Annotated in this window: 19 protein-coding genes; 12 read left to right on the top strand and 7 right to left on the bottom strand. The window is 68.6% G+C overall.

The annotated features are described in order from the left end of the window. The first annotated feature begins 4 nt into the window (after positions 1-4). The 5 genes from NE234_RS28285 (at position 5) to NE234_RS28265 (ending at position 11,005) form a co-directional block, all read left to right on the top strand. Entirely contained in the window at positions 5-2,059 is a 2,055-nt protein-coding gene (locus NE234_RS28285) for an alpha-L-rhamnosidase-related protein (RefSeq protein WP_252783715.1), read from the top strand. Positions 2,060-2,103: 44 nt separating this feature from the next. Next, positions 2,104-4,620 (top strand): glycoside hydrolase family 127 protein, encoded by a 2,517-nt coding sequence (locus NE234_RS28280; protein WP_252783714.1) that lies wholly within the window; start codon positions 2,104-2,106, stop codon positions 4,618-4,620. Next, positions 4,617-7,742, top strand: coding sequence for a family 78 glycoside hydrolase catalytic domain (locus NE234_RS28275; protein WP_252783713.1), 3,126 nt, complete (start codon positions 4,617-4,619; stop codon positions 7,740-7,742). The genes NE234_RS28280 and NE234_RS28275 overlap by 4 nt, the downstream gene beginning before the upstream one ends. A gap of 100 nt (positions 7,743-7,842) precedes the next feature. Continuing rightward, positions 7,843-10,506: a family 78 glycoside hydrolase catalytic domain gene (locus tag NE234_RS28270; protein ID WP_252783712.1), complete on the top strand. Its 2,664-nt coding sequence runs from the start codon at positions 7,843-7,845 to the stop codon at positions 10,504-10,506. 133 nt (positions 10,507-10,639) lie between these two features. Next, the gene (locus tag NE234_RS28265; RefSeq protein ID WP_252783711.1) at positions 10,640-11,005 is read left to right on the top strand and encodes a hypothetical protein; all 366 of its coding nucleotides are present in this window, start codon (positions 10,640-10,642) and stop codon (positions 11,003-11,005) included. A gap of 6 nt (positions 11,006-11,011) precedes the next feature. On the opposite strand, the gene NE234_RS28260 is transcribed toward NE234_RS28265, so the two are convergent. From NE234_RS28260 to NE234_RS28245, 5 genes are all read right to left on the bottom strand, one after another. Beyond that, a complete protein-coding gene (locus NE234_RS28260; RefSeq protein WP_252783710.1) occupies positions 11,012-11,545 on the bottom strand; it encodes a hypothetical protein in 534 nt (177 codons plus the stop codon). A 145-nt stretch (positions 11,546-11,690) separates the two neighbouring features. Next, the gene (locus NE234_RS28255; RefSeq protein WP_252783709.1) at positions 11,691-13,535 is read right to left on the bottom strand and encodes a DUF2075 domain-containing protein; all 1,845 of its coding nucleotides are present in this window, start codon (positions 13,533-13,535) and stop codon (positions 11,691-11,693) included. A gap of 522 nt (positions 13,536-14,057) precedes the next feature. After that, on the bottom strand, positions 14,058-14,864 hold the full coding sequence (locus tag NE234_RS28250; RefSeq protein WP_252783708.1) for a hypothetical protein: 807 nt from the start codon (positions 14,862-14,864) through the stop codon (positions 14,058-14,060). 572 nt (positions 14,865-15,436) lie between these two features. Further along, entirely contained in the window at positions 15,437-15,577 is a 141-nt protein-coding gene (locus tag NE234_RS46090; protein ID WP_406567085.1) for a DUF397 domain-containing protein, read from the bottom strand. Next, a complete protein-coding gene (locus tag NE234_RS28245) occupies positions 15,574-16,395 on the bottom strand; it encodes a helix-turn-helix domain-containing protein (protein WP_252783707.1) in 822 nt (273 codons plus the stop codon). The genes NE234_RS46090 and NE234_RS28245 overlap by 4 nt, the downstream gene beginning before the upstream one ends. Positions 16,396-16,540: 145 nt before the next feature. On the opposite strand from NE234_RS28245, the gene NE234_RS28240 reads away from it, so the two are divergent. From NE234_RS28240 to NE234_RS28230, 3 genes are read left to right on the top strand one after another with little or no spacing between them, the layout of a single operon-like run. Further along, positions 16,541-16,849, top strand: coding sequence for a hypothetical protein (locus NE234_RS28240; RefSeq protein WP_252783706.1), 309 nt, complete (start codon positions 16,541-16,543; stop codon positions 16,847-16,849). 2 nt (positions 16,850-16,851) lie between these two features. Continuing rightward, positions 16,852-17,253, top strand: a complete 402-nt coding sequence (locus NE234_RS28235) for a hypothetical protein (RefSeq protein ID WP_252783705.1) — start codon at positions 16,852-16,854, stop codon at positions 17,251-17,253. Next, positions 17,253-17,852 (top strand): DUF6879 family protein, encoded by a 600-nt coding sequence (locus tag NE234_RS28230; protein WP_252783704.1) that lies wholly within the window; start codon positions 17,253-17,255, stop codon positions 17,850-17,852. The genes NE234_RS28235 and NE234_RS28230 overlap by 1 nt, the downstream gene beginning before the upstream one ends. Positions 17,853-17,861: 9 nt before the next feature. Here the strand turns inward: NE234_RS28230 and NE234_RS28225 are convergent, their stop codons facing one another. Next, the gene (locus NE234_RS28225; protein WP_252783703.1) at positions 17,862-18,209 is read right to left on the bottom strand and encodes a hypothetical protein; all 348 of its coding nucleotides are present in this window, start codon (positions 18,207-18,209) and stop codon (positions 17,862-17,864) included. A gap of 194 nt (positions 18,210-18,403) precedes the next feature. On the opposite strand from NE234_RS28225, the gene NE234_RS28220 reads away from it, so the two are divergent. Continuing rightward, the gene (locus NE234_RS28220) at positions 18,404-18,961 is read left to right on the top strand and encodes a dihydrofolate reductase family protein (protein ID WP_252783702.1); all 558 of its coding nucleotides are present in this window, start codon (positions 18,404-18,406) and stop codon (positions 18,959-18,961) included. Positions 18,962-19,076: 115 nt separating this feature from the next. Here the strand turns inward: NE234_RS28220 and NE234_RS28215 are convergent, their stop codons facing one another. Beyond that, on the bottom strand, positions 19,077-19,508 hold the full coding sequence (locus NE234_RS28215) for a TIGR03667 family PPOX class F420-dependent oxidoreductase (protein ID WP_252783701.1): 432 nt from the start codon (positions 19,506-19,508) through the stop codon (positions 19,077-19,079). 213 nt (positions 19,509-19,721) lie between these two features. On the opposite strand from NE234_RS28215, the gene NE234_RS28210 reads away from it, so the two are divergent. From NE234_RS28210 to NE234_RS28200, 3 genes are all read left to right on the top strand, one after another. Further along, complete coding sequence (locus NE234_RS28210) at positions 19,722-20,582, top strand: GON domain-containing protein (protein WP_252783700.1); 861 nt, start codon at positions 19,722-19,724, stop codon at positions 20,580-20,582. A 130-nt stretch (positions 20,583-20,712) separates the two neighbouring features. Then, positions 20,713-21,237 carry a MarR family winged helix-turn-helix transcriptional regulator gene (locus NE234_RS28205; RefSeq protein ID WP_252783699.1) on the top strand — a complete coding sequence of 175 codons (525 nt, stop codon included), beginning with the start codon at positions 20,713-20,715 and terminating at the stop codon, positions 21,235-21,237. Positions 21,238-21,248: 11 nt separating this feature from the next. After that, positions 21,249-21,953 carry a DUF998 domain-containing protein gene (locus tag NE234_RS28200; RefSeq protein ID WP_252783698.1) on the top strand — a complete coding sequence of 235 codons (705 nt, stop codon included), beginning with the start codon at positions 21,249-21,251 and terminating at the stop codon, positions 21,951-21,953. The last annotated feature ends 93 nt before the right edge of the window (positions 21,954-22,046 follow it).

Raw genomic sequence — 22,046 nt, 5'->3', positions numbered from 1 at the left:
CGCAGTGAGCCCCTGGAAGCGACGCCACCGTCTCGCCCTCACCGTCGCCGGACTGGCCGCCCTGGCCGCGCCCGCCCTGACCGTCCCGCCGGCCCTCGCCGGGACCACCGCCGCGAAGGCGGTCGGGGCCCACCCGTGGGACGCCTACAACCTCTCGCCGAAGACCCGGACCGTACGGCCCACGGCGATCTACAAGACCAACGGCACCGTGACCGACCCGTCCGCCGTCCTGAGCGGCGAGACGACCCGGATCAGCGGCAACGGCTCGTACCTCACCCTCGACTTCGGCAAGGACGTCGGCGGCCTGGTCACGTTGCACTTCGCCGGCTCCGACGGCGCTCAGCGGGTCGGCCTGGCGTTCAGCGAGTCCTCCGACTACGCCGGCACCGACACCGACGCCTCCACCGGCGGGCCGCGCAAGATCGACGGCAACCTCTACGCCGACGTGAACGGCCCGACCACCTACACCACGCCCGCCCAGTACCAGCGCGGTGGCTTCCGCTACCTGACGCTGTTCACCACCTCGGACGGCAGCGTCGACCTCGACGGCGTGTCCGTGCACTTCACCGCGGCGCCGGCGATGAAGAACCCCGCGCAGTACGCGAACTACTTCTACTCCAGCGACCCGCTGCTGAACCGCATCTGGTACGCGGGCGCCTACACCGTCCAGCTCAACACGATCGACCCGAAGACCGGCCGCACCTGGGAGCCGCCGGCCGCGCTGTGGGACAACACCGGCGACGTCGGCGTGGGCGACACCATCCTCGTCGACGGGGCCAAGCGCGACCGCACCGTCTGGCCGGGCGACCTCGGCATCGAGATCCCGACGGCCTACGCCGCCTTCAACGACACCGTCTCGGCGCGCAACGCGCTCACCACGATCTTCCAGCACCAGAAGAGCACCGGTGAGCTGCCGTACTCCGGCCCGATGATGAACAAGTACGGCTCCGACACCTACCACCTGTGGACGCTGTCGGCGAGCTACGACTACTACCGCTACACCGGCGACTCGGCGTGGCTGACGAGCGTCTGGGACGCCTACAGGCTCGGCGTCGACTACAGCCTCGCCAAGATCGACGCGAACGGCCTGCTGTCCATCACCGGCACCGGCGACTCGGTCCGCATCCTCACCAAGGGCGAGAACTTCACCGCCAACGCCCTGCTGTGGCGGGTGCTGAACACCGGATCGGAACTGGCCACCGCGCGCGGCGACGCGGCGCTCGCCGCGTCGTACGCGAACAAGGCGGCGGCGCTGAAGACCGCGATCAACAAGTACTTCTGGGACGACGCCGCCGGGGCGTTCAAGTACTACCCGACCCAGACGATCCACCCGCAGGACGGCAACTCCATCGCGGTCTGGTACGGCCTCGCCGACGCGGACCAGGCCCGGCGGATCAGCGCGCAGCTCACCACGAACTGGAACGACGTCGGCTCCACCGCCCCGGAGAACAAGGGCAACCCCGGCGTCTTCTCCGGCTCGCTCGAGGTCAACGCGCACTTCGCGGCGGGCGGCCAGGCCGCCGACCAGGCCGGCGTGGACCTGATCCGCCGCGAGTGGGGCTACATGCTGAACAACCCGGAGGGCACCCAGAGCACGTTCTGGGAGTCCTACCGGGCGGGCGACACGTGCCTGTTCTGCAGCAACTACGTCAGCCTCGCGCACGGCTGGGCGACCGGCCCGACGCCGGCGCTCAGCTCCTACGTCCTCGGCGTCGCCCCCGACACGCCCGGCGGGACCACGTTCCACTTCATCCCGCACGTGGCCGCCCTGACGTTCACCCGGGGCCGGGTGACCACCGAGCACGGTCCCGTGGACGCCTCCTGGCGGATCCACAAGGGCGAGTTCAGCGCGCACCTCGCCGCGCCGAAGGGCACGACCGGCCGCGCCGGCGTCCCGACGCTCGGCAAGCGGATCCAGGTCTTCGTCAACGGGCACCTCGCCTGGAACGGCACCAGGGCCACGGCCTACGGCGCGCACACCGACGGCGGGTACGTCTACCTCGAGGGCCTGACCGCCGGTCACTACACGATCAAGACCACGGCGCTGGGGGGCAAGTGACCACGCGGAAGCGGATGAGCGCGAAGGGGACGAGCACTAGGGGGATGAGCACGCCGTTCTCCCGGCGCGGGTTCCTCGGCGCGGCGGGCGGCGCGGTCGCGGCCGTCGGCCTGGCCTCGCCGGCCCGTACGGCGCTGGCCGCCGACGGGGCCGCCGCCGTGGCGTCGGCGGCCCCGTCCGCCGCGCCGTTCCCGCTGAGCGAGGTCGCGCTGCTGGCGAGCCGGTTCTCCGACAACATGACCCGGACCTGTGCGTACCTGAAGTTCGTCGACGCGGACCGGCTGCTGCACATGTTCCGGGTCAACGTCGGCCTGCCGTCCACGGCGCAGCCGTGCGGCGGCTGGGAGGCGCCGAACGTCCAGCTGCGCGGCCACTCGACCGGGCACCTGCTGTCCGCGCTCGCGCAGGCGCACGCGAACACCGGCGACGACGCGTACGCCGCCAAGGCCCGCTACATCGTCGGCGAGCTGGCGAAGTGCCAGGCGGCGGCGCCGGCCGCGGGCTACACCACCGGGTATCTGTCCGCCTTCGAGGAAAAGGTTTTCGATCAGCTCGAGGCGGGCGGGAGCCCCTGGGCGCCGTACTACACCCTGCACAAGATCATGGCAGGACTGCTCGACCAGTACCGGCTCAGCGGCAACAGGCAGGCCCTCGACGTGCTCAAGGGCATGGCCGCCTGGGCCGACGCCCGCACGTCCAAGCTGACCCACGACCAGATGCAGAGCGTGCTGCGCGTGGAGTTCGGCGGCATGAACGAGGTCCTGGCCAACCTCTACCTGCTGACCCGGGACCCGGCGCACCTGAGCACCGCGCAGCGGTTCGACCACGACGCGGTGTTCGGCCCGCTCGCCGCGCAGGAGGACCGGCTGGCCGGGCTGCACGCCAACACCCAGATCCCCAAGATCATCGGTGCGGTCCGCGAGTACGAGGCCACGGGCGACACCCGCTACCTCGAGATCGCGCGGTTCTTCTGGAAGACGGTCGTCGAGCACCACAGCTACGCCATCGGCGGCAACGCCAACGCGGAGATGTTCTGCCCGCCGGACCAGATCGTCTCCCAGCTCGGCGAGAACACCTGCGAGAACTGCAACAGCTACAACATGCTGAAGCTGACGCGGCTGCTGTTCTTCCACGACCAGCGCCCGGAGTACATGGACTACTACGAGTGGACCCTGTACAACCAGATGCTCGGCGAGCAGGATCCCGAGTCCGCGCACGGGTTCTGCACCTACTACACCGGCCTGTGGCCCGGCACGCAGCGGCAGGTGAAGGGCGGGCTCGGCGCCGACCCCGGCAGCTACAGCAGCGACTACACCAACTTCTCGTGCGACCACGGCACCGGGATGGAGACGCACACGAAGTTCGCCGACTCCATCTACTTCCGGACCGGCCACACGCTGTTCGTCAACCTGTTCATCCCGTCCGAGCTGGGGTGGGCCGAGCGCGGCGTGCGCATCCGCCAGGAGACCCGCTTCCCGGACGAGGAGACCACCCGGCTCACCGTCAGCGGGGAGGGCAGGTTCAGGATGAAGATCCGCATCCCGGGCTGGGCGCGCCACGCCCGGGTCCGGATCAACGGCCGGAACGCCGGCGCGGCCCCCTCCGGGAAGTACCTCAGGATCGAGCGGCGCTGGCGCGACGGCGACACCGTCGAGGTCACGCTGCCGATGGGCCTGGACTGGCGCAAGGCCCCGGACAACCCGCAGGTCCAGGCGCTCAGCTACGGCCCGGTCGTCCTCGCCGGCGGGTACGGCACGACGCAGCTCAGGACGATCCCGGCGATCGACCCGGCGTCCGTACGGCCCGGTGGCGACGACCTGACGTTCACCGCGAAGGCGGGCGGCTCCGACGTGACCCTCATCCCGTTCTCCGAGATCCAGCACCAGCGTTACACCGTGTACTGGGCGGTGCCCCCGGGCCCGGCCAAGCCGCGCCTGACCGCGCGCTATCCCTTCGACGAGGGGAGCGGTACGACGTCCAAGGACGAGACCGGGACCTGGCCGGACGCCACCCTCGTCGGCGGCGCGACCTGGTCGGGCGACGGCGCGGTCGCCCTGGACGGCAAGGACGGGCACGTCGTCCTGCCGCCCGGCCTGATCAGCGGCATGGCGGCCCTGACCATCACCGCCTGGGTCAACCCGGCGGAGCTCGCCAACTCGGCCCGCGTCTTCGACCTGGGCTATCACAAGGACACCTACCTGTTCCTCACCGTGCGCACCGGCCTGGGCAAGGCCCGCTTCGCCATGAAGATCGCCGGGATGTCCGCCGAGGACTACGTCGACGCCGCCGGCCCGATCCCGGCCGGCACCTGGACCCACGTCGCCGTCACCATCGCCGACGGCAGCGCGGTCCTGTACTTCGACGGTGCGGAGACCGGCCGCAACGACGCTCTCGTGATGAGCCCGCTGCTGCTCGGCGTCACCCAGCTGAACTACCTCGGCCGTTCGCAGAACAAGAGCCACCCGTACCTGCACGGCCAGGTGGACGACTTCCGCGTCTACAACCACGCGCTGAGCGCCGCCGACGTCGCGGCCCTGCACGCCCAAGGAAGGAACTCGTGAGCACCACCCCTCTGCGGCGGATCTCCGCGGTCGCCGCGATCGTGGCCGCGTGCGGCACGGCCACGGCCGTGCCCGCGTTCGCGGCCGCCGACCCCGCCGTCACCGGGCTGCGCGCCGGCGACCTGTCCGACCGGCTCGGCATCGAGGACACCACCCCGCCGCTGACCTGGCAGCTGACGAACTCCGGCACGGACGTCACCCAGAACGCCTACCAGATCCAGGCGGCCACCAGCGCGGACGGGTTCGCTCACGCCGACCTGTGGGACACCGGCCGGGTCGCCTCCGCCGACCAGCGCGTCGACTACGCCGGCAAGGCGCTCGGCAGCCGTACCCGCGTGTACTGGCGGGTCCGCGTGTGGACCACGCACGGCGGCGTGTCGGACTGGAGCGACCCGGTGTGGTTCGAGACCGGCCTGACCTCGGCCAAGGACTGGTCCGGTCAGTGGATCACGCACCCGGACTGGCGGTTCAAGGAGAAGCGGCCCGACCCGATCGTGGTGAAGCTGCCCGAGACGACCGCGCGCTACGTCCGGCTGAACGTGACCAAGCTGGGCCTGCCGCTGGTGGAGAACCTGCCGGACAAGACCTACCGGCTGCAGCTCGCGGAGCTGGAGGTCCGCGACTCCGCCGGGGCCAACCTGGCCGCGAACACGACGGTCACCAGCAACGACACCGGCAACCAGGTCAACCACAAGTACCTGCCGAAGTACCTGACCGACGGCACCGAGACGACCGACCAGGAGCTCGCGGGCTGGTCCAGCTCGGCGCACACCTCCGACGACGTCTCCGCCAAGCCGATCACGCTGACCGTCGACCTGAAGTCGGCCAAGACGTTCGACCAGGTGCTGCTGTTCCCGCGCACCGACGTCCCGGCGGCCGGGGACAAGGTGCCGTTCGCGCCCGTCGACTACTCGGTCTCGACCGCCGACGACGTGGGCGGGACGTTCACGACGCAGAAGACGGTGACCGGCCAGGAGCCGCCGCGGTCGCCGGTCCCCGAGGCGATGCCGATCTTCGCCAAGGACTTCTCGCTGCCGTCCGGCATCCGCTCGGCCCGCCTGTACGTCGCCGGTGAGGGCGTCTACGAGGCCGCGCTGAACGGCCGCCAGGTCGGCGACGCCGTCCTCGAACCGGGCAACACCGACGTCACCGACCAGGTGCCGTACGCGACGTACGACGTCACGAAGCTGCTGCGCGAGGGCGACAACGCCATCAGCATGAAGCTCGGCAACGGCACCGCCAACGTCATCTCCACCGTCGACCGGTACCGCAAATTCGCCCTCACGCAGAGCGACCCGGAGCTGATCGCCCAGCTCGAGGTCACCCTGGCCGACGGCAGCGTGCGCCGCATCGTCAGCGGCACCGACTGGCAGACCACGCTCGGCGGCACGACCTTCTCCAACTGGTACGGCGGCGAGGACTTCGACGCCCGGCGCGAGCCGACCGGCTGGGAGCGCCCCGGCGCCAAGCGCGACGGCTGGGGCCAGGCCATCGCGGTGCCGGGTCCGGGCGGGGCACTGACGGGCCGCCTCCAGGAGCCGGTGCGCGTCCAGGAGACCCTCCAAGGCGCCAAGGTCGGGTCCGGCAATGGCTACCAGGTCTTCGACCTCGGCCGGAACATCGCCGGCTGGCCGGAGCTGACCATCCAGGCGCCCGCCGGGACGACCGTGCGGATGTACCCGTCCGAGAGCCTCACCAACGGCCGCGCCAACCAGTCGACCAGCAACGTCGGCGCCCCGATCTGGGACGAGTACACGACCGGGAGCGACGGCACGGAGACCTGGCACCCGCACTTCTCCTACCACGCGCTCCGCTATGTCGAGCTGCGCGGCGTGCCCGACGGCGCGACCGTCTCCGTCCGCGGCCTGGCGATGCACGCCGACAACGCCTCGGCCGGGTCGTTCTCCTCGTCCAACGACGTGATCAACGGGATCCACACGCTGATCCGCCGGGCGATCGAGAACAACACGCAGAGCATCCTCACCGACTGCCCGAGCCGGGAGAAACTCGGCTGGCTGGAGCAGGACCACCTCGTCTACGGCTCCCTCGTCGACAACTACGACCTGGCGGCCCAGCTCCGCAAGGTCGTACGGGACATGGCCGAGGCCCAGACCGACACCGGCCTGATCCCGTCCACGGTGCCGGACTACACGGTGCTCGCCGGCGCGTACCGCGACGACCCGAACTGGGGCGGCGCGTTCGTCGTCGTGCCGTGGAACCTGTACCAGACCTACGGCGACGCCGACACGATGGCCACGTACTACCCGGCGATGCAGAAGTACGCCTCCTACCTGGAGGCCCGCGCGGTGGGCGGGCTGACCGACTACAGCCTCGGCGACTGGTACACCCCGGACAGGACGTTCCCGAAGTACGTCTCCGGGACGTACGGCTACTGGCGGGTCCTGGACACCATGTCCAAGATCGCCGGTGCGCTCGGCAAGACCGATGACGCGGCGGCCTACCGGGCCAAGGCGGACGCCAGCGCCAAGGCCCTCGCCGACAAGTACTACGACCCGAACACCGGGACGTTCGCCGGCGGCGGCCAGGGCGCCGAGGCGCTCGCCCTCGACATGGGCGCCGTCCCGTCGGACCAGCGGCAGCGGCTGCTCGACCACCTGGTCGCCGGCATCCAGGCGGCCGGGTACCACCTGCTGCTCGGCGAGATCTCGCTGCCCAGCGTGTTCCGCGTGCTGCCCGACGACGTGATCTACAAGATCGCGACGCAGACGACCAGCCCGAGCCTCGGCTACCAGGTCGTGCACGGCAACACCACGCTCGGCGAGAGCTGGGACGGCGGCAGCGGCCAGTCCCAGGACCACTTCATGCTGGGCTCGATCGACGCGTGGTTCACGAGCAACCTCGCCGGCATCCGGCAGGCGCCCGGCTCGACCGGCTTCCGCAGGCTGCTCATCGCCCCGTCCGTCGTCGGCGACCTGACCCGCGCCGAGGGCCGCTACCGGACACCGTTCGGCGAGGCCCGGTCGGAGTGGACGAAGGCGGACGACGGCGGCATCCGGCTGAAGGTCACCGTCCCGCCGGGCAGCTCCGCCGAGGTGCACGTCCCCGGCTCCGGCGAGGTCCGGCAGGTCGGTTCCGGCGTCTGGGTCTTCCACTCGAAGTGACCCCTGCGCCGCTCCCCGCTCGCGTACGGGCGGGGAGCGGCACATCACCGACATGACCGCGGCCGACCGGCGGCCGCGTGTTCGCAAGGAGGAAGTCACGTTGAGAAGGCGTTTCCTCGCGGCCCTGACGGCCGCCGGAGCAGCCACCACCGCGGTGGCCGCGCTGCTGCCCGCACCGGCCTGGGCCGGGCAGAACCACGCACCCCAGGCCCCGACCGGCCTGACCGTCGGCGACCAGACCCGGCCGCTCGACGTCGAGGGCAGCCCGGCGTTCGGCTGGCTGCCCCGCGACGTCGACCCCGGCGAGGTCCAGAGCGCGTACCAGATCAGGATCTCCGCCGGGGACAAGACCGTGTGGGACAGCGGCAAGGTCGCCTCGTCCCAGGAGTCGTACGTCCCCGGGCCGGGCGACCTGCCGCACGGGAGCGGCTTCGCCTGGACCGTCCGCACCTGGGACCGCGCCGGCGAGGCGTCGCCCTGGGCGAAGCCCGCCGAGTTCGACACCGGGATCGCGGACGCCGACTGGCAGGCGAGCTGGATCCGCCGCACGACGGGGGAGAAGGACGACTACACGTACGCGCGGAAGGAGTTCGCGGTCGGCGCGAGCCCGATCGTCCGCGCCCGCGCGTACGTCGCCGCGAGCCAGCAGTACGACCTGCACGTCAACGGCAGGCTGGTCGACCGCGGCGCGGCGTTCTCCTACCCCGGCGAGGGCTACTACAAGGCCGTCGACATCACCCGGCTGCTCAAGCCGGGCAAGACGGCCGCCGTCGGCGCGCTCTACCACTGGTACGGCCCCGGCCAGGGCCGCCCGTCCGGCGAGCCCGGCCTGCTGATGCGCGTCGTCGTCGACCACGCCGACGGCTCGCGCGAGGTCGTCGTCACCGACGGCTCCTGGAAGGTCGCCCGCGCCAACTGGAAGACCACGAAGTACCGCAACGGCGACGGCCGCGACTACATCGAGGACATCGACGGCACCACCGAGCCGCTCGGCTGGGACAAGGCCGGCTTCGACGACTCCTCCTGGACGGCGCCGCAGGTCGTCGGCGCGCACCCGGCGGGCGTCTTCACCCACCTGCAGGGCCAGGAGTCCGCGCTCGCGTACGAGACGGTCCACCCGGTCACGGTGACCAGGCTGGCCTCCGGCGCGGTGGTCGCCGACTTCGGCAAGATCATCCCGGCGGTGCCCGTCGTCCGCTTCGAGAACGGCGTGAAGGGCACGGCGGTGACGATGACCGCCGGCTACCTCCTGGCCGGCGACGGCACGGTCTCCAACTCCAAGCACGACAACCAGACCACCGACCTGACGTACGGCTACACCGAGCGGGACGGCGACCAGACGGTCCGCTACTACACCTACGAGGGCTTCCGCTACCTGCAGATCAACGCCGACGTGCCGGCCGACGACATCAGCGCGATCGTCCAGCACACCGACGTGCCGTCCCGGACCCGGCTGGAGACCTCGAACAGCGGCGTGAACGCGGCGTACGACCTGATGCAGCGGTCGGCGCTGTACGACTCGCAGGAGCAGTTCCTCGACACCCCGACCCGGGAGAAGGGGCAATTCCTCGGCGACTCGGTCGACGTCTCCCTCGCCACCATGTCCGGCTGGGGCGAACGCCGCCTCACCCGCAAGGCGATCCGCGAGTTCATCGCGTCGCAGACCCGCTACTGGCCGGACGGCCGGCTGAACGCCGTCTACCCGAACGGCGACGGCAAGCGCGACATCCCGGACTACACCGAGATGTTCCCCGGCTGGGTGTGGGAGTACTACCTGCAGTCCGGCGACGCGGGCACGCTGAGCCAGGCGTACCCGGTGATGGCGGCGGTGGCCGACTACGTCCGCCGCTACATCGACCCGTCGACGGGCCTGGTCACGAAGCTGGCCGGCGGCTCCGGCGCGTACCTGAACGGCATCATCGACTGGCCGAACCGGTACGGCTACGACACCGACGCGGTCGCCCGCACGACCGTGAACGAACTCGCCGTCGACGTGCTCAACGCCACCGCCCGCGCGGCCAAGGCCCTCGGCAAGGACTCGTCGTCGTACGAGCGCGACGCCGCCACCCTGACTGGGGCGATCAACGGCAAGCTGCGCCGCGCGGACGGCGTCTACATCGACGGACTGGAGTCGGACGGCTCGCAGAGCACGCACGCCTCCCAGATCGCCAACGCCTACGCGGTCGCGTTCGGCCTCACCTCCGACGCCACGGTGACCGACCAGGTCGCGAGCCTCGGCCTGCAGATGAGCCCGATGACGGTCCACTGGCTGATGGCCGCCCTGGCCGACCGCCCGGAGGACTTCGTCACCCGCCTCACCGACCCGAACGGCATCGGCTACGGCAAGATCCTGGCGTCCGGCGGCACGTTCACGTGGGAGTCGTGGGAGGCCCCGCAGACCGGCGACAGCCTGTCGCACGGCTGGGGCGCGTCCCCGGTGATCGACGTCCAGCAGGACCTGCTCGGCGTCGCGGTCACCGCGCCCGGCGCGGCGGCGATCCGCGTACGCCCGCCGGCGTCCGGCCTGACCGCGGCCTCCGGCACCGTCCCGACCCAGCGCGGCGACGTCCACGTGTCCTGGCACCGCTCGGGTGACAAGATCACCGTGTACGTCGACGTCCCGGTCAACGTCACGGCCGAGATCGACCTGCCCACCACCGGCACGGTCAAGGTCAAGGGCGAGGCCGACTACGTCGGCCGGCAGAACGGCCGCACGGTCTACGAGACCGGCTCCGGTTCCCACACCTTCACCGCCCAGGGCTGACCCGCCGCCCGTCCGTCTCTCCTCCGGGAGGAGAGACGGACGGGCGGCCCCCGTGCGGCCGGTCGGCGACTACACGGGGGGGCGTGGACGGGCGTAGCATCCGTGCTACGCCGCTGCCGTGTGGGGTGATGTGATGTCGAGCTTGTTCCGCTCGTACATCGGTGGCTTCAACATCCCCATGAAGGGCGGGTCCGGGCGCATCGACCTCAGCCGACCGCTCGCTCGCCTGGACATCCGTCCCCGCCGGGTGAGCTTCCATCCACGAGGTCTGTTCAAGCTCGTCTTACAGCCGCGATCGGTACCGTTCAGGATGATCCAGGTAGCCTTTCCCGTCGCTCCGGTCCTCTTCAGCGGCCCGGGTGTCGGCATGAGCTGCTCCGATGGCGACTACTACTTCTGGACGCGACGCGCCGATGAAATCTTGTGCCTCCTGGAGTCAGCCGGAATCACTGTGGACGCCGCTCCGCGATACGTGCGGCTGAGGTCATTGACGTTCTGACAAGCATCAGATGCCGATGGTCACGGTCCCGACGTCCGTGAGCTGGGAGACGCCGGTGCTGCCACAGGCGGTCAGGTCCGGTTCCAGCCCGGTGCCCGTCGACTTCGCCGGGTTGGGGGTGAACGTCCCCGAGGTGATCGCGCCCAGAGCCGCGACGACGATGTTGCCGTTGACCCGGCTGACGACCCGGTTGTAGGAGAACGTGCTGGGCGCGATGGCGCTGTTGTTCCAGTGGAACACGCGGGTGCCGCTCCCCGATGACAGGACGCTCGTACATGTGGCGTTCGGCGCGGTACCCGACTCGGCGTAGTAGCCGGTCGGGGCCGAGCCGCTGGTGCAGTTGAAGAGCTGCCCGCTCACGGTGAACGTCACCGTCTGCGGACTGGTGGTCAGCGGCGGGCTGTAGGTGACGACCTCGCTGAGCGCGCAGACCTGGTCCAGCCCGATCGCGTGCGCGGCCGGAGCCGTTCCCGCTAACACGGGCGCCGCTGCGAGCAGACCTGCGGCCGCGCCAGCGGTCGTTCCCCTGGTGATCCTCATTTTGACCCCTCGATTACGTCATTACGCTCCGGTTATGCGTAGTTTCGCACGGTAAGGAGTATGCGTGCCGGATGCGGCCGGGGGCAATGCGTGTACGACCCTGAGGCCGGAACCGGCCGCGCCGAGCAACGCCGGTCCAATGACTTCAGCGGGACGGTCTCGCCGCATCAGCACCGTGTTCGGCGAGCAGTTCGGCGAGGAACTCTCGTGTCTGTGGGTCGACTGCGTGAATGACCGTGCCGACCATGCCACGCGTCAGCAGGACCTTGTAGATGTTGCGGATGTGCCGCTCACACTGCGCGTCGGTCACGGCCCGTCGTTTGAGCTCGGGGTCCGCGTTCGCCTCTCGTACGGTGATGAGCCGGCCGTCGCGAGCGACGATGTCGGGGCCCAGGATGACGCCCGACCAGTCGTATTCGAAACCCTGCGCGGTGTAGACGCAGCCGACCTGCTCGAAGCCTCCGTCGAAGGTCGCCCACAGAGCACTGGGCGGTGCCATGCCGACCGCCCGATCGCCCTTGACGTTCCACGGTCTGGCCCAGTCGCCGATACGGACGTCGTTCACCAGGCCATCGGGCTTCGAGTCACTCCACGGCCAGCAGTAGCCGGCCGAGATCCGAGCGGAGTAACCGTCTTTCAGCCTGTCCCGGAGGAGGTTCTCCATTTCCCACGGCGAGTCGGCGAGCCGCACCTCGAAGTGGTCATCGCCGGACCACTCCTCCGGGCCGCCGGGCTCCAGATCCAGCAGGCGGAGCACCCACTCCTCGTACTTCCGGCTGCCACCGCACCGGAACTGGCCGTCGAGGGGGACATGCTCCACCTGGATGCCCATCGCGGCTGCATGAGACTTGATCGCTTCAACGGTGCCGATCTCATTCGGCTTCACGACTTGATGCTCATCGAGCAGGAACACCGGCACCCGCGCGGCGGCGATCAGCTCATCGACCTGAGGTCGGCCTGTCCGTTGCGCCGCTTTCGTAAAGCGGTTGTCGGACGTCTCACGGATACGGTGTGCCTCGTCGCAGATGAGCACGTCGATGCCGTTCCGCTCCGCATCCGTGAAGCTGTTGAAGTACTTGAACAGGTTCTTCACCCGGGACGAGCCCTTGCCGACGTGCCGGCGCATCGTCTGCGTGAACGACCGGGATCCGGTCGCGTGCAGGACGGAGTAACCCTGCCGGGACAGGTCGCCCAGCAGGGACAGGGCGATGACGCTCTTGCCGCTGCCAGGCCCACCGGTGACGATGACGACCTCTTTGGTGTCCGACCGGCGGGCCTTGCGCACCGCGTGCTGCACCATCTCGTACGCCAGCCGCTGCTCGTCGAGCAGGATGAACTGCTCGCGGTTCTTGATCTCGTCGGCTGCCAGCTTCAGCAGTTGCTTCGACGGGCGTACCGCTCCGTTGAGGAACCGGTCCGCGGCGTCCGCTCCACTCTCGGGAGCGAACTGCGCGCGCAGGTACTCGAGGAACGCGCCGCGGCGGGTCTTGGTGAAGAGCCGGGTGCGTTCGCTGGTGGCCAGCGCGAAGAGGTCCTGTACGTCGAGGTCGGCCGCGTTGTGGAGATAGGCGACACCCCGGACCGCCTCAGGGTGCTCGCTCAGGGGAGCGACGAAATCGGCGATGTAGTCGCAGTATCCCTGGACTTGGAGCAGGGGATGACCGATCGGATTGTGAAAGCCCTCGACGAGCACGAGATGCTGGTCGTCCTCGTACGACTCGGCCTGGCTCCACTGCTTCAGTTCGACGACGACATAGAGGTCTCCGCCGGTCCGTGCGTCGACACCCGCGAGCACGACGTCAGCGCGCTTGCTGGTCAGCGGCAGCTGGTATTCGACGAGCATTTCGACTTTGCCAAGGCCCGCCTCCACGAGGTCCCGGGCCAGCACGGGCAGGCTGCGCGGCCAGGAGTTCCTCTCCGAGGGGGAGGGGTACCGGCCCGTTGTCGCCTTCAGCTGATTCGCGAGGATGTCCGCGAGCTGCCGTTCCATCGGTGAATCGACCAGCCTCTCGGCGGGCACCCGAAGCGCCGTCACGAACTTCCCCCAGGCAGCACGAAGAACTCGTGCGGGTGGGGGCGTGTCCGCGATCAAAGCCGATCGGCGGAAGCCCGTCGGGCCGCATCCTCAACGAGGGACGACCCTACAGCGGGCCAACGACACTATGAAGGTCTTCGCGACGCTTTGCGAGCTTGGCGTCCGCAGGAGTGCTCAACGAGAGGGCTTCGCCGGCCCTCCGCAGCGCGTATGGCTCCCAGCGAAGAGCCAGGCATCGCAACATCGGCATGCTCCTGCTGGGCGAAGAGGACCTCGTTGCGGCCGCCGAGGTCCTCCGGCCGCTGTGCGAGGACCTGTGCCTGCTGTACTTACGGCGCCGAGCACGAAGACAGCCAGGAGGTCCGCGAAATGCTCACCCGCCTCGATCTCGGCTGACAGGCGGGCGAGGGCAGGGCCGCAGCCTGTCGAGGCAGGGCCTTTTGCGCAGAACCGAAGCCGCTGCGATCGCCTCAGTGATCAACGTTCATCGGGAATCATGTCCGATCCTGTCGGAGCATCTTCGGGGCGGGGAATCTCCTCGTTCTCCTGATACCCGTGGTTCGGTGGCGTGTCCGCAGGTGGTGGTGACGCTGAGGTGACTGTCTGCTGGGTTCTCTCAGGGGCGTCCCATGACTCGGGGGGCGGGCCGAGGATCTTCTTTGCCGCCTTAATCACCAACCACCCGAACAGGAAGTTCCCGCCTGCCCCGATGCCTCCCCCAATTAGCATAGGGGCCTGCTTGCCGAGGACGAGTCTGCCCTGCTTCGTGCCGTACTTGGTCACGAAACGCGGGCCGAAGATATCGTTGACCGCGTTGATCGCCGACATCGGAATCGACCGCACGATCTTCTTCCCCCAATAGGGCGCTGTGCGACCGATCAACGGCTCCAAGACGGTACTCGCGGCGGCGTTCCCAATGAGGGCCGCAGTCACCAGAGGGATGCGTCGCTCGATGTCTCCGGCATCCAGACCGTTGATCTCGGCGACAGACAGCGTGTACAGGACCGAGGCATCCAAGAACGAGAGCGGGCCGTTGGAAGCGACGGGAACTTGGGCCCGTCCAGTCGGGGCAATCGCCGCCGCGCCTGCGCGTGCGCCTGCGGCCGTGACAAAACCGAGATAGAACTTATTTAAATAAGAGATGAGCTCTGCGGGAGACTTGCCATGCTGGATGCTATGGAGATGCGCGACGATCTCGACTGCCAACTGGCGTTGATCATCCAGCCTCTTGCCAAGGCCTGCTTCCATAACGGCCTGGAGATCGAATTTCTGTTGTTCTGTCACGAATGAATTATGGCAGAGAGTCCCTCCCCGAGTTCGACTTTTCCTTTTCGGCCAGGTAGGCGGCTGCGGGACACGACAAGCCCGCCAACGTGGGGGACTCACTCAGTAATCCGGTCATCGCGGACGATCGCATCGAATCGGATACCCGGGTGGGTGGTTGCCTTCCCCTGCATGTCCCGCCGGCGGTTACTTTGTTCCTCCTGAGGGGACAGCCTCCAATGCGATGGTCACCTCACCCCAGGGGCATAACGCACTATCGGGACATGTCGGGCGTTACCGGGGGCACCTTGTTCCCGCAGCCGTCTACACACAGAAGAATTCCTGTCGCGTCAGTAGACATCCCAGAAAAAGCCCCATCCACCCAGGCGCCAGCCCGAACCAGATTCGACCCGTGCCGGTGGGACATACGCCCAGCCGACGGCAGCCCGCAGGCATCACGGAAAGCACGCCAGAGCCGGATTCTCTCGCCTGTGTAGACACCCGTGGAAGACGGCGGGCCGCCTGGGGGCGGGATCTGTCGGGGCTGTCTGTTGCGTCCCTGCATCAGGCCGGATTGCAGACCGGGCGGGTGACTAGGCTTCGCCGACCGAACTGCTCTCCGGCTGGGTGATCACGCTGGCCAGGTCGGCTACCTCCACGCAGTCAGCACCACCCTGTGCGGTGTAGGTACTTTTACGCCACCGGGTTGTGGTCGGTGCCTCAGGGATCGTCATCCCAGGTTCTCCAGCGTCTTCTTGATGATCTTCAAAGAATCGCTTCGAGGGTACGCCTCGCCCATGACAAGATCGAAGCGGGCGCGATACTCGTTGACTGCAGCGGGCTCTTGAGTGAGCTGATTTATGCCCGGCCCCTCATGGTAGGCGATCTCCGTTCCGTCGGTAAGGGTCAGGGTGACGAACATTCCATCGAGTCCGGCGTAGGTCACCGATGCGAACGGGAGTATCCGTACTTGAATGTTCGGTGAGTCTGCGAGCTCACATAGCTTGATCAGCTGCGCTCGCATCACATCGGGTCCACCGATGACGCGTTGCAAGGCCGACTCGTCGAGGACGAACCACCCCTTTGCCGGGTCCGGCCGATCGAACGCTGCGGCTTGCCGCTCCATACGGCCGGCCACCCTCTCCTCGAGTGTGTTGGGGGTCTGACTGGTGGCCATGAGCGCCCGCATGTAGTCCTCGGTCTGAAGCAGCCCGGATACGACTTGCGGGGTGAACGCTCGGATGATCGCGGCTTGTGCTTCGAGTTCTACGTACTGGGGGAAACCTGGTAGGAGGGCTCGAGCGCGTCGGTACTTCCGGATCTTCTCCCACTGCCGGTGGAACATACCGGCCGTATCGAAGAACGTATCGAGGTCCTGGGCGAAGGCTTCGGATGGTGGCTTCTCGCAGGTCTCGACCTTGTAGATCCACTGCGGAGTGCAGCCGAGCGCATCGGCGAGCTTGTTCCGGGACAGGACGCGATCTTCACGCCTGAACCGCAGTTCGTCGGCGAACGTCTCGACCAGAGAATTTTGGCCGCGTTGAGCAGGCATCGAATGCCTCCTGATCCTGACACCCGTTCTTCGCGACTCCTGCAACGGGTGACGTACGGGGGGATGAGGGTTCGTAGCTCACCGTAACGCGCCGTGTGAGCCTGGTCACCGAATATCCGGGCGACGAATCAACGGAGAGCCAAGGATGAATCGGTACACATCAGAGGACATTCGCGCATATGCCAAGTGGCTGACGCAGGAATGCCAGGCGGCCGGGTTGAGGGCCGAGCAATACGGGGCGGAGATTTTCATCCACGGTGCAAGCAATCACCTCAGCGAGCGGATCGCCTGCCGACCGGACGCGCAGGGCGACCTCAGGTGGCACTGGTCGTGGGGCGTGCCGATCGGCCGCGTCGACGACTCGGCCCGGCTCCTCGACGTCGACGACGTCCAGGAGCTGGTCCGGTCGATCAGCAAGGTCGTCTGCGTCCCGCTCCGCCCGAGCGGGATGTGATGATGACCCCCGAACAGCGGCTTATGCGCTCGCTTCCCGCGCTGCGCGCCCTCGTCGACTCCCTGTCGACGCGCTCCCCGTCGGAGGCACGGGAGCTCCTGCACCTCGACTTCCTCATCCGGAAGTATCCGGCCGCCGCCCGGATGAGTCTGCAGCGTCGGCAGCGGACGCACCCCGAGCTGCCGGCGCCCCCGGGGTGGTCGTCGGTGCTGGACACCGGCGGCCTCCCGCTCTGGAGGTGGGCGGGCGGGCCGGTCTGTGTCGCGGCCACGGACCCGGACCAGCTCCGCCTCCTGGAGGTGGCGCTGGCGCGGTTCGACGAGATGACCGCCGAAGAGCTCCACGCCTACCTTCACGGCTCACCGGACACGGCGCGGTGTCGCGTCCGGAGGGGTGATGCCTGATGCTCGATCGGATCACCGACCTGCCGGGGACCGAACTGTGCCTGGCCTCCTACTCGGACGCCTTCGACGAGGCGTACGAGGGGCTCGTCTTCTGGAAGCTGGAACGGCGTCAGACATTCCGGGAGCCAGGGGTTCCGAGCTGGGAGGCCTTCGCATCAGGCGACTGGAATCGCGCCCTGAAGCTCAATGAGCGGGAACGCGACGCTGTGAGAGAGAAGGTGGCCGACGACCGGCGGCGCGGGGTCGAGTCGCGGCGACTCCGAGTGGTGGAGCATCCGGTCACGCCGTACCTCCAGTGGGAGATGCAGTACTTCCGGCTCCTCGCCGAGGCGGGCGAGGATCTGCGGGTGGTCGACGCACCCGCGGTACGCCATCTCGAGGCCGACCGTCTGCTGCCGGAGATCGTGATCCTCGGTGACCACGTCCTGTTCGAGGTCCTGTACGACCCGGAGGGAACGGCGTACGGCGCTCGCCGAATCGACGATCCCGGAGCGATCGCAAGAGCCCGGACGGAACTCGCCGACCTGTACCTGGCCGCCGAATCCCTGCTCGATTACTTCGAACGGGAGATCGCAGTCCTTCCGCCTCCGGCTCTCTGACATGGGAGTTCAGGCTTTTGCTTCGAGGGCATCGGCTCGGTGCCGGAGGTCTGCGGCGATGTGGTCCCAGTCGGGGCCGTGCAGGTACAGGCTGTCCGCCGCCTCGCGCATCAGGGCCGGTTCGTCGGGCCGTTGCAGCAGTACGAGCCGGTAGGCCAGGTTGCGGACCCACACGGGAAGGTGACCGTCGACCAGATGCGGAGACAGTTCGCGGAGCATGGCCAGGATCGCGTCGGCGTCGGCGAACGTCAGCTCCTCGACGAAGTAGTGCTCGTGGTGCTCGAGGCCGCAGCCGGCTGTCGGCCGGTACTCATCGCCGTACAGGCAGCGAGCGTGCTCCGTGAGACTGGCGTGCATGGTCGGGAGCCTACGGCCGGCCGGCCCCGAACAGCGTGGCTCACGAAATTGTCGGACGGCCGTGGTGTCATCTGTGCAGTCGACGACCGCGGTCGGGTCAGGTCACCGGGACTGATCATTTTTTCGGTGATAGCGGGAGGTCTCTGCTCCCTTCCGGCTCACGTCGCGCGTCACCATCGGGAGAGGGGACCACCATGGGCACGATCAGCGTTCACGAGTTCGTCAGCCTGGACGGCGTGTTCGAGAATCCGAGCTGGACGGCGGACTACGGCTTCACCGAGGGGATGGGACGGGCGATCGCCCGTATGACCGAGTCCAGCTCCGCCATCCTGCTCGGCCGCACCACCTACCAGATGTTCGCCCCGGCCTGGTCGACCCGCACCGCCGCGGAGGACCCGGGCGCGCCGTTCTTCAACGACACCCCCAAGTACGTCGTGTCGTCCACCCTGACCTCCGCCGAGGAGTGGCAGAACTCCACCGTGCTCGGCGCCTACGATCCGCAGGCCATCCGCAAGCTGAAGGACGAGGTCGCGGACGGCATCTACATCAGCGGCAGCGGCACCCTGGTGCGCGCGCTGCTGGCCGACGGCCTGGTCGACGAGCTGAACCTGCTGGTCTACCCGGTCGTACTCGGGTCGGGGGCCAGGCTCTTCCCCGACGGGACCCGGCGCACCTCATTGGCCCTCACCGGCCAGGAAAGGTTCGAGAACGGCGTCATGCACCTGACCTACGCCCCAGCGGCGACCTCCTGATCGGCCGGTCTCAGGGCAGTAGGGCCGGCCTGCCCATGGTGGCGCGCGCTTCCAGTTCGGCGAGTGCCTTCGGCCCCTCGGCCGGCTCATAGGCGGTGGGCCGGCCGGGGTCGGGTCAGAGGCCGCGGACGCGGGTGAGGTGGATGCGGACCGGGACCGAGAACCTTTCGGCGAACTTCTCGGCGCCGCCGAAGCGCGCGTCGATGGCCTCGCCGTACTTCTCCAGCCACGCGGGGTTGTCGGGCACCGCCGGGTGGTCGTCCAGGATCTCGGCGGTGCCGGTGAGCACGACGATGTCCTCGCCGCCGTTGCCGTCGAAGTTGAGCGAGACGAGCGGCTGTCGCCGGATGTTCGCCAGGCGCTTGGCGTCCTTCTGGCTGTAGATCAGCAGGCTGTCGCCGCCCTCCCAGAGGAACCCGACCGGGTTCGGCTGCGGCGCACCGTCACGCCCGACGGTCGTCAGCCAGATCATCGTCTCGTGGGTGAGCCTGCGGCGGACGCGCTGGCCGTAGGGGGTCGCCTGATCAGGAATCGTTAAGCTCGCCACGGGCCGATCCTACCCGGGGTTCGAACAGGTCCCCCGCTGCTCGAAAGCGCCCTGGAATGGCGCGGATTCGTCGTCGCCGGGAACCTGACGTGACCCCGCATCTCGCCCGACACTCCGAAAGTCGCACACTTCGCGCGTTGAACGGCCGGCTCTTAAGCGGACGTTAACGTCCTGATCGCAGTCGTCCACTCGCTCGCGAACAAGGGACATTCAATGGCTGGATCGTCAATTCGGATATCGGCTCTTCTGGCGGCGGTGTGCGCCGCCCTCCCGGCGACGGGCGGGGCACCGGCTCACGCCGCCGCGGCTCCCATACAGCTGTTCAACAGCTGCCAGGACATTCACCAGGCGATTCCGATCGCGCGGGACGGAACCTACCTGCTGTACAACAACGGCAACATCTTCACCGCGTACTGCTACCACATGTCCACGACGCCGACCGAGTACATCGACCTCGCCAGGACCGGGCAGGGCGTCAACTTCTCGCAGTACACCGCGGGCGGCGCATCGCCGGGCACGAACGTCCGGACGGCGTTCACCAAGGTCCGCGTCGACCCGAAGTCGCTGACCGTCGACATCGGCGACCTGACCTTCGCGGCGTCCACCGGATCGCTGCGGCACGGCGGGACGGCCGTGACCAGCATGCCGTACGGGGTCGCGATGTCATGTACCTCGCAGGCGGACGGAACGGGCAACATCGACCTGCAGGACACGCCGTTCCGGGTCGACAACGCGTTCGCCACCGGTGGGTTCAACGCCTCCGGATCGGCGACTCCGAGCGTGAACGGCCAGGTGATCGACCTGCGCGGCGGCGGCTACTGCGGCTGGGAGACGTCGGCTCCACCGCTGTACAACCCCTTCAACCCGAGCCCGGGCCTCTACCACCTGAAACTGAGCTGCGCGCAGAACGGCGTGCTTCCCGCCCGCCGTCAGCTCTGCCTTCACCTGGGCGGCACGGCCGGGCTGACCACGCAGGTGCGGCGGGAGCGCGGGCAGGCCTTCGTCATCGTCCGGCACAACGGCCGCCCGGTGGCGGCGTCGGACATCAGCGGCCGGATCCACGCCGTGGCCTGACCTGCGCTCGTAGCGTGAACCCCTCCCGATGCCGGGCCGGTCGATGCCGGCCCGGCATCGACCTGTGCGGATCGCATTGCTTCGATTTTCGAAATATCCTAAAGTCTGACCTATGTCAGACCGAGAGATCGTGGTCGCGAAGTTGACCGCCGCGATCCGGCGCTACCAGCGCGAGATCGACGCCCTTGACCAGGCCGTGGCAGAGCGGCTGGGCGTCAATCGAACCGATCTGCGATGCCTCGACCTGCTCCTTGACCGGCCCATGACCGTGACCGAGCTGGCCGAGCACGCCGGTCTCAGCCAGTCGGCGATGACGACCGCCCTCGACCGCCTGGAAACCGCCGGCTACGCCTGCAGGGCCCGTGACGCGAACGATCGGCGCCGCATCCAGGTGCAGCTCACGGACGCTTTTCTCGCCCGTATCGCCGAGATCTTCGAACCGTTCGCGGCCGAAGCCACCGCCGATCTCGATCGCTATTCCGTAGCCGAGCTGGAGACCCTGGTCCGGTTCTTCGCAGACGGGTCCGAGCGCCGAGCTCGCCACGCCCGGCGCATCCGCAACGCGTCCATTCCACCGGCGGCCCGGCGACCGGGGGCTCACCGAGAGGCAGCCGGCCCGGACTCCTCGCCGGAGCCGGCCCCTCCCAGCCTGTGAAGGGGAAGCACATGACCGGCATCCGACCTGCCGCCCGGGTCGTACCCGTACGACCCGCTTACCGGTCCCTCGCCCGATGGGGCCTGATCGGCCTGATTTCAGAGATCGTGGCCGTGTGCACCTGGCTCGTGGCCGGCGCGTGGCAGGGGCCCGCCTACAGCCCGGTTCACGACGACATCAGCGACATGGGCGCCCTCACGGCTCCGCACGTCTGGGCTTTCCTCATCCCGCAGGCGCTCGCCGGCGCCGGAAGCATCGCATTCGCCCTGTTCGGGTTGCGCCCCGCACTGATCCATGCCGGGCGAGCCGGCCGATCGGGTCCGTGGCTGGCCGCACTCTCGGGGATCCAGGACCTGACCGACGCGGTGTTCCGGCTCGACTGCCGTGCCGCCGACGGCTGCAGCCAGGCCCAGGCGAGTACTTCCTGGCACGCGCAGGTGCACAGCGCGATCGGGTTCGCATGCGTCCTCCTGCTGATCGTCACGCCGTTCGTGCTCGCCCGCCGCTTCAGGCGTCTGCCACAGTGGCGCCGCTTCGCCGCGCCCACCGTCCTGCTGGGCGTCGTCTTCGTCGCCGGCCTGATCGTCATACTGGCCCCATCCACAGCCGCGTATCAGGGTCTGACCCAGCGAGCGATCGCACTCGGCGGCGCGGTCTGGGGCATCGCCGTGGCCACCCACGTCGCCCGGCTGGGACGAGCGAATTTCCACCTTTAGGTACTGCCGCGGGTCGACGATCACTCATTACGCTGGCTCAGCCGCTATGGACGACGAAAGCGCACCCGCCGATTCGACTCGCCTAAAAGGACG

The organism is Actinoallomurus rhizosphaericola (assembly GCF_024055675.1).
In the GTDB taxonomy this organism is placed as follows: Bacteria; Actinomycetota; Actinomycetes; order Streptosporangiales; family Streptosporangiaceae; genus Actinoallomurus; species Actinoallomurus soli.
The sequence above is the reverse complement of the archived record's forward strand: the minus strand, read 5'-3'. Positions and strand labels throughout refer to the sequence as shown.